Below are 7,159 nucleotides of genomic sequence, written 5' to 3'. Positions count from 1 at the left end.
TTTTTCCATTCGGGCCCAGACCCAGCTAAGGAGCTTAGCCGCCCCCCACCACATGGATACGCCGGACGAAGGAATGTATGGACACCCATCCAGTGATATATGGGAGGGTTAGCGACCATGTGCGATGTGGGTGATTACCAAGAGCACGGTCATATAATAATTTACCAACAAATTCCTGTTCGAGCAGTTGGAAGGAATCCAAACTGGTTCAAATTGTTATAAATAACAATATATGTGTCCGTGAGGTGGGAATGAATCTATCTGGTGATAATTGATAGGTTAGAAATTCGGAGAAAACAAGAACATGTGGAAGGATAATTAATTACAAAGAGGGAGGAATTAACGATGAAAAAACCGGTTTACGGTCTCTTTTTAGCAGTCAGTCTGCTTACGATAAATGGATGTGCCGATGGAGGACAAGACCTCGACGGGAGCTCAGAAGAAGATAACGCTCCCGAAACCGAAACGGAGAATCATACGGCGGAAACCAGTGGTTTTCCGGTGGAAATGACGGATGCCGCCGGAGAGACCCTGACAATAGAGGAAAAACCGGAACGTATCGTAAGTATTATTCCAAGTAATACCGAGATAGCTTTTGCTTTAGGATTGGAAGAAGAAATCGTGGGGGTATCCGATCATGCTAACTACCCGGAAGAAGCCATGGACAAAGAACGGGTCGGAGGCATGGATTTTAATGTAGAGAAAATTATTTCGCTGGAACCCGATCTCCTGCTGGCTCATGCTTCTGCTTTGCAGCAGGCAGAAGAAGGAATCGAACAGATAGAAGAAGCAGGAGTCCATGTACTTGTCGTGAATGAAGCTGCCTCTTTTGAAGGGGCCTATGAGTCGATAGAAATGATTGGAAAAGCAGCCGGGGCGGAAGAAGAAGCTTCAGACATGGTGACAGAAATGAAAAAGCAGGTACAGGATCTGGAAGAACAAGCAGCAGAAATAAACGAGGAAGAGCGAAAAACGGTTTGGATGGAAATCCAGCCCCCTCCAGAAATTTTCACTACTGGTCAGGGAACCTTTCAACATGAAATGCTGGAAATTATTAATGCGGATAATGCGGCCGGTGATGAAGAAGGATGGCTTCCATACAGTGCAGAAGAAGCCGTGAGTCTGAACCCGGATGTGATCATCACCACCTATGGAAGCTACGCAGAAGGTGATCCGGAAGAAGAAATAAAAAGTCGGTCTGGATGGAGTAATATTCCTGCTGTGGAAAGCGGGGAAATTTATGATGTTAACAGTGACCTTGTCAGCCGGCCCGGGCCCCGTCTGACAGAAGGGGCAGATGAACTGGCCGAACTGGTGTATCCGGATGTATTTGCGGAGTAGCATAGTCCTGAGCTATGGAGGAGGGATATTATTTGTTGGTCTTTGTATGATAGCGGGGGTTTCGTTGGGAAGTATCTCTATTCCCGTTTCCGTCAGTTCTGATATTTTATGGAGGGCCTTATGGAATGTAAAAATGCCCGAAAGGATCCCGGAATCGGACATTGCCATTGTTTTAAATATTAGACTTCCCCGAGTGATACTGGCTGCCTTGGTTGGCGCAGCTCTTGCCGCAGCTGGGGCGGCCTTCCAGGGACTGCTGAAAAACCCTCTTGCCGATCCTTATACCCTCGGCGTTTCATCTGGTTCTGCACTTGGCGCCGTTGTAGTGCTGTACGCAGGAGTATCCCTTCCTGTTCTCGGCAGCTTCACCCTGCCGGTAATCAGTATTATCACAGGTTTTTTAACCCTGTTTTTTATTCTTGCCTTTGTCCGGTGGATTGAAAAAACCCTGCGCACGGAAACCATTATACTCGCCGGTATCATCGTTAGCTCTTTTTTGGGCTCCTTTCTCTCGCTTATCATTGCGTTAACCGGAGAGGAGTTAAGACAGATTATTTCCTGGCTTCTCGGAAGTGTCTCGATGCGTGGCTTTGAATATGCCGGTTTGATGCTGCCGTTTTTTATTATTGGGTTAATTCTGTTAATGGGTAACCGCAGAGAATTAAATGCGCTTGTTTTTGGCGAAGAGACTGCCAAAACTCTTGGAGTAAATACAGGAAAACGAAGTCTCCTTATTTTAACTGGCGCTTCGCTGTTAACCGGATCCGCTGTAGCTGTTTCCGGGACGATCGGTTTTGTAGGATTAGTGGTTCCCCACCTGGTCCGTCTGCTGGCTGGTCCGGATCATCGTTTACTGCTGCCGCTTTCTGTGTTTACGGGAGCAGGATTTCTTGTATTAACAGATTTAGGAGCGCGGACTATTATCGCCCCTTCTGAATTACCCATAGGTGTTATTACAGCGATGCTGGGGGCGCCTGTATTTGGTATCCTTCTTTATCATCAGCGCCGCCTTCAAAGAAAAGGGTGAGTATATATGCTGGAAGTAGAAAATGTGACCGGCGGATATGGGGGCTTTCCCATTGTGCAGCAGCTTCAGTTTCACGTCGATGCCGGGGAAATACTTGGAATCATCGGGCCAAATGGCAGTGGGAAATCAACTCTGCTAAAACTGTTGTACGGCGGACTGAAACCTTATGACGGCAAGGTTTCGATTCAAGCTGTGCCGCTTACCTCCCTTTCCCAGAAAGAGATAGCCAAACAGATCGCCGTCCTTCCGCAGCATATGGAAAATACATTTTACTATACCGTACAGGAAGTGGTGGAACTTGGCAGATACCCCCACCAGAAGGGGTGGTTCGGCAGGGACTCGGCGGGGGATAGGGAGAAAATGGAAGAGGCCATGCGGGAAACGGATGTGTTGAAATTCGCCTCGCAAACATTAGAAAGTTTAAGCGGCGGGGAAAAACAACGTGTATTTTTGGCCAGAGCACTGGCCCAGGAACCACGCGTTCTGCTTCTCGATGAACCCACGAATCATTTGGACATATCGTTTCAGGTCCAGCTTCTCGATACTCTAAAACAATGGAGCCGCGAGAAAGGCATGACAGTTATCGCGGCCCTTCATGATTTGAATATTGCGGCTATATATAGCGATAGGCTGCTCCTGCTTGATAATGGAAGACAGAAGGCGCTCGGTAAACCTTCGTCTGTTCTTGAAAAATCTCAATTAGAAACTGTATATGAAGCAAAACTTTACCGCAGGGAGCATCCTTCTCTGCCCCGACCGCAGCTTTTTTTAGAACCCCGTTATATATCAGAAACATATCCACCCTCTTGCATTGAAGATTTAAAAATAGAGCAGCAGGCAGATTATGTGATGATAACTTCGTCAATTTATTGGAAGACATTATCAACCGAGATCATAGGGTCGGGCTTCGGCTGGCATTCTTGTTTTCTCTATAAACGAATGGAAGAACAAGCAGAAGAAAAACAGAAACAACAGTTTTATGAGCTTCTTGACGAAAGAAAGACAAAGAAGCATGAAACGGCTGTTATGTTGCTTCCATATATTTCGGAGATCGCGGCCTCTTATCGCTCGGAGAGGGAACCGGGTTTTGCCATTTTCATTATCTCCGGCGGGGTATCAATATTTATTGACGGAAAGTTGACAGAAGCTGCCTATACTCACTTTTTGGTAAAAGTTGTAGAAGCAGTATCCCGGGCCTGTTATGATAAGCAGATACAGACTAAAGGTGCGTCCGCGGATAAATTGGACGTTTCCACGGCCGCTGTACTCATTGCAGCAAGCCAACGCGGAAGTTTATATCAAACGCAAGAAAGCTATTCCCTGCTTAGTACAAAAATTGCTCAGGCTGTGTACCATGTGGTATTTGATGAGGTGGAAGAGGAATGGCACGAAAACCAGCAATTATAACATTCATAGCAATGGAGGGAAGGTAGCATGAGATTGTATACGAGAAGCGGTGATAAAGGAAAGACGAGGGTAATAGGCGGAACACGGGAGAAGGACGATATCCGCATTCAAGCATATGGTACCTGCGATGAACTGAATGCTTTTGTCGGGAAAGCTGCAGTGACACTCCCCCCGACCCTTTTTCCTGATATCAAACCAGAACTTGTCCGGATTCAGCACGAGTTATTTGACTGCGGCAGCGATCTTTCTTCGGTGAAAGAAACCGCTGAATGGAAAGTGGATGAACCGATGGTAACCTTTTTAGAAGAAAAAATAGACGCTTATACGGAAGAAGCCCCTGCATTACAGCGTTTTATACTGCCGGGAGGTTCGGAGGCAGCGGCAGATCTTCATATTTGCCGTACAGTGGCCCGAAGAACTGAACGACTGATTTCTTCTCTCCAGAAAGTAGAGCCTGTCAACGAATATGTCCTCAAGTATTTAAATCGGCTGTCTGATTATTTTTTTGCGGCTGCTCGCGTGGCAAATGTAAGGCAGTCGGTTTCTGATGTGGAATACGAACGCAGTGCCGTGGTTTTTCAAGATACACAGGATAAGAATAACAGCTGAATATGGGACTGGGACAAACCCATTAAACGAGTAAATTCCCGGACGATTTATATAAATCGTTCGGGAATTTTTATGTAGGCGTCCTGAAGAAACGAAAAGCGGCGTATAACAGCAGGAGGACAGTCTCATACTAAGACGTAATAATGAAGGAGGAGAGAAGCGGGGATGAATCTATTCAGGAGAAAAAGACAATACAGGGCCGCTCCCTCATCGAAAAGGGTGTCTGCCTGGCTTCGTGAAATCTCCGAAAACAGTAAAGATGTATCGGCTGAATTGGTGGAAACGCCCTTTGGTGTGCTCACATTATATTATGTTGACGACTTAATTAATACCGAGAGACTGAATATGGACGCTCTGCGGCCGTTAAAGAAAAATCCCTGGACCTCCTACAGTGATATAGAACGAATCATTTATTCAGACACTATAAAACGAACGACAGATATTCAAGAGATCAATGAACGTCTCTTTACAGGCAGTGTGGTATGTCAATTACCATCCGCTCCAGACGAGGTTCTGATGCTGGAAGTTCCAACGAATGTACAGCGTGACATCAGCATTCCCGAAACAGAGTTCAGCGTAGTGGGACCGCGGGAAGCTTTCGTGGAAAAGCTGGAGACGAATGTATTTTTAATAAGAAAAAGGCTGCCGATTGAAGATTTCCGCGTAAAGAACATAACAATTGGAGAGTTATCAAAAACAAAGACTTCCGTATTTTACATTGACTCGATTGCTGATAAAGCAAATGTAAATACTGTGATTCAACGAATAAAAGACGTGGAATACGACGAAATTCTTGGTTCCAATGCATTGTCCCAAATGATTCAGGACCATTCTTTTACTATATTCCCCGCCTTTGTTAATACGGAACGTCCAGACCGCGCCGCAGCGGCTCTTGCTGAAGGAAAAGTTGTCTTTATGTGTGACGGATCGCCGGAAGCCATTATTGCTCCGTCCACGTTGGTAGAATTTTTTACTTCGCTGGAAGACTACTACCTTCCCTGGCATATTGCATCGTTTGTACGGCTGCTTCGATTAATTTCTGTTACGTTTTCCATTATCGCTACTCCCGTTTACGTAGCAGTCCTTACCTTTCATTATGAAATGATTCCAAAGGATTTATTGTCGACCTTGATTGCTTCGCGAAGTAATATCCCGTTTCCTCCGTTAATTGAAGCAATCTTTTTGGAATTTACAATTGAACTGCTTCGGGAAGCAGGGGCACGACTGCCTACAAAGGTTGGACAGACCATTGGTATCGTTGGAGGAATAGTGATCGGACAGGCATCCGTGGAAGCCGGTTTAACAAGTAATGTTCTTTTGATTGTTGTAGCACTGGCGGCCCTGGCATCGTTTACTTCTCCGGTATACCAGATGGGCAACACTATAAGAATCATTCGTTTTCCCTTTATGATCGGAGCCGCGTTAATGGGAGGGATTGGTATTGCGATAAGTTTTGTATTTGTCGTTACTCATCTCATCCGGCTTGAATCACTCGGACGCCCTTATTTTGCTCCGTTTTTTCCCCTCCGCATTTCAGATTGGAGGGATACGTTTGTTCGTCTGCCTTTCAATGTATTATATAAACGACCTCATCAATCAAGGGCCGCTTACAGACAAAAACTTCCGGCCGAAAAGATAGGGAAAAAGAAAGATATTGATGAATAACGGAAAGGATCAGCCTATGAGTGTGAAAGTAAAAGAACAGTTTCAAGTATCTCCGGTCATGGCATTCTTTTTAATACACGCGATGCAGGTGGGGATAGGGGTGCTTGGGTATCAGCAGGTAATTGCTAAAGTCAGCGGCTATGATAGCTGGATATCCATTCTCCTGGCCGGTATCATGGTCTCTATTCTTATTTCTATTATTTATTATTTGTTAAACCACGGCCGGGATGATGTCATTGGTATTCATAAGGCATTATTTGGAAGATGGGCAGGGGATACGCTCAGTTTTTTGTTTATTATTTATTTGTTCATTTTAGGGATCGTTGTTCTGCGTACCTATATCGAAATTGTGCAGGTATGGGTATTTGAAGATCTTCCTACATGGGTGCTGACCATATTGGCTGCTTACTTTTTATATTATGCTGTGAGTGGAGGGTTTCGTGCAGTTACCGGGTTATGCGTAGCCGGAGTCTTCATCCCTTCTGTTATTTTTTTCATTTTGTTAATGCCTCTGGAGTACGGAAAATTCCTTAATCTGCTTCCACTCTTTAAAACTTCGTTCGATAAGCTGATGCTCGGCGCGCGTGAATCTACGCTAAGTTTTCTTGGATTTGAACTTCTGCTATTGTTTTACCCCTTTTTAAAGGAACAGCGTTCTTCCCAGAAATGGGCGCAGATCGGGCACTGGACCAGCGTGTTTGTCTACGTGGTTCTAATGATTGTTACCCTTGCTTTTTTCAGCGAGCCGCAGTTAAAGATGACGATATGGCCGACCCTCACATTGTTTAAAATTATTGAATTTCCATTTGTCGAAAGGTTTGAATACCTTGGTATTTCTATCTGGATGGTTATTGTCGCCCCCAATATTGCGATGACGTTCTGGGCAGCGAGCCGGGGGATGAAGCGCTTGTTTCCAATGAAACAGCGAAGTGCCGTTATCATATTAACGATCTTAACAGTTGTGGTGACTCCGCTTATCGAAGATCGTGAAAATATTGATACGTTCAATGATATTATTTCGAAAATCGGGTTTTGGACCGTTCTGGTTTATATTCCATTTTTATGTTTATGTCAGTTTCTTGCAGAAAAAATAAGGAAGAAGGAGTAAGT

Annotated in this window: 6 protein-coding genes; all 6 read left to right on the top strand. The window is 45.0% G+C overall.

Going from position 1 to position 7,159, the window contains the following annotated elements:
• Positions 1-345 precede the first annotated feature (345 nt).
• The 6 genes from G475_RS0108980 to G475_RS0108955 all read left to right on the top strand — a co-directional run bounded on the left by G475_RS0108980 (position 346) and on the right by G475_RS0108955 (position 7,157).
• Entirely contained in the window at positions 346-1,341 is a 996-nt protein-coding gene (locus tag G475_RS0108980) for an ABC transporter substrate-binding protein (RefSeq protein ID WP_026701001.1), read from the top strand.
• Positions 1,298-2,368, top strand: coding sequence for a FecCD family ABC transporter permease (locus G475_RS0108975; RefSeq protein WP_084414062.1), 1,071 nt, complete (start codon positions 1,298-1,300; stop codon positions 2,366-2,368). Before G475_RS0108980 ends, G475_RS0108975 begins: the two co-directional genes overlap by 44 nt.
• 6 nt (positions 2,369-2,374) lie before the next feature.
• Positions 2,375-3,775 carry an ABC transporter ATP-binding protein gene (locus tag G475_RS24625; RefSeq protein ID WP_051302353.1) on the top strand — a complete coding sequence of 467 codons (1,401 nt, stop codon included), beginning with the start codon at positions 2,375-2,377 and terminating at the stop codon, positions 3,773-3,775.
• Between the two features lie 27 nt (positions 3,776-3,802).
• Positions 3,803-4,384 carry a cob(I)yrinic acid a,c-diamide adenosyltransferase gene (locus G475_RS0108965; protein WP_026700999.1) on the top strand — a complete coding sequence of 194 codons (582 nt, stop codon included), beginning with the start codon at positions 3,803-3,805 and terminating at the stop codon, positions 4,382-4,384.
• 165 nt (positions 4,385-4,549) lie between these two features.
• Complete coding sequence (locus tag G475_RS0108960; RefSeq protein ID WP_026700998.1) at positions 4,550-6,049, top strand: spore germination protein; 1,500 nt, start codon at positions 4,550-4,552, stop codon at positions 6,047-6,049.
• Positions 6,042-7,157, top strand: a complete 1,116-nt coding sequence (locus G475_RS0108955; protein ID WP_233275754.1) for a GerAB/ArcD/ProY family transporter — start codon at positions 6,042-6,044, stop codon at positions 7,155-7,157. The genes G475_RS0108960 and G475_RS0108955 overlap by 8 nt, the downstream gene beginning before the upstream one ends.
• Positions 7,158-7,159: the final 2 nt, after the last annotated feature.

Origin of the sequence: Salibacterium aidingense DSM 18341 (assembly GCF_000429685.1) — a bacterium.
In the GTDB taxonomy this organism is placed as follows: domain Bacteria; phylum Bacillota; class Bacilli; order Bacillales; family Marinococcaceae; genus Salibacterium; species Salibacterium aidingense.
This window is presented reverse-complemented; position numbering and strand designations above follow the sequence as displayed.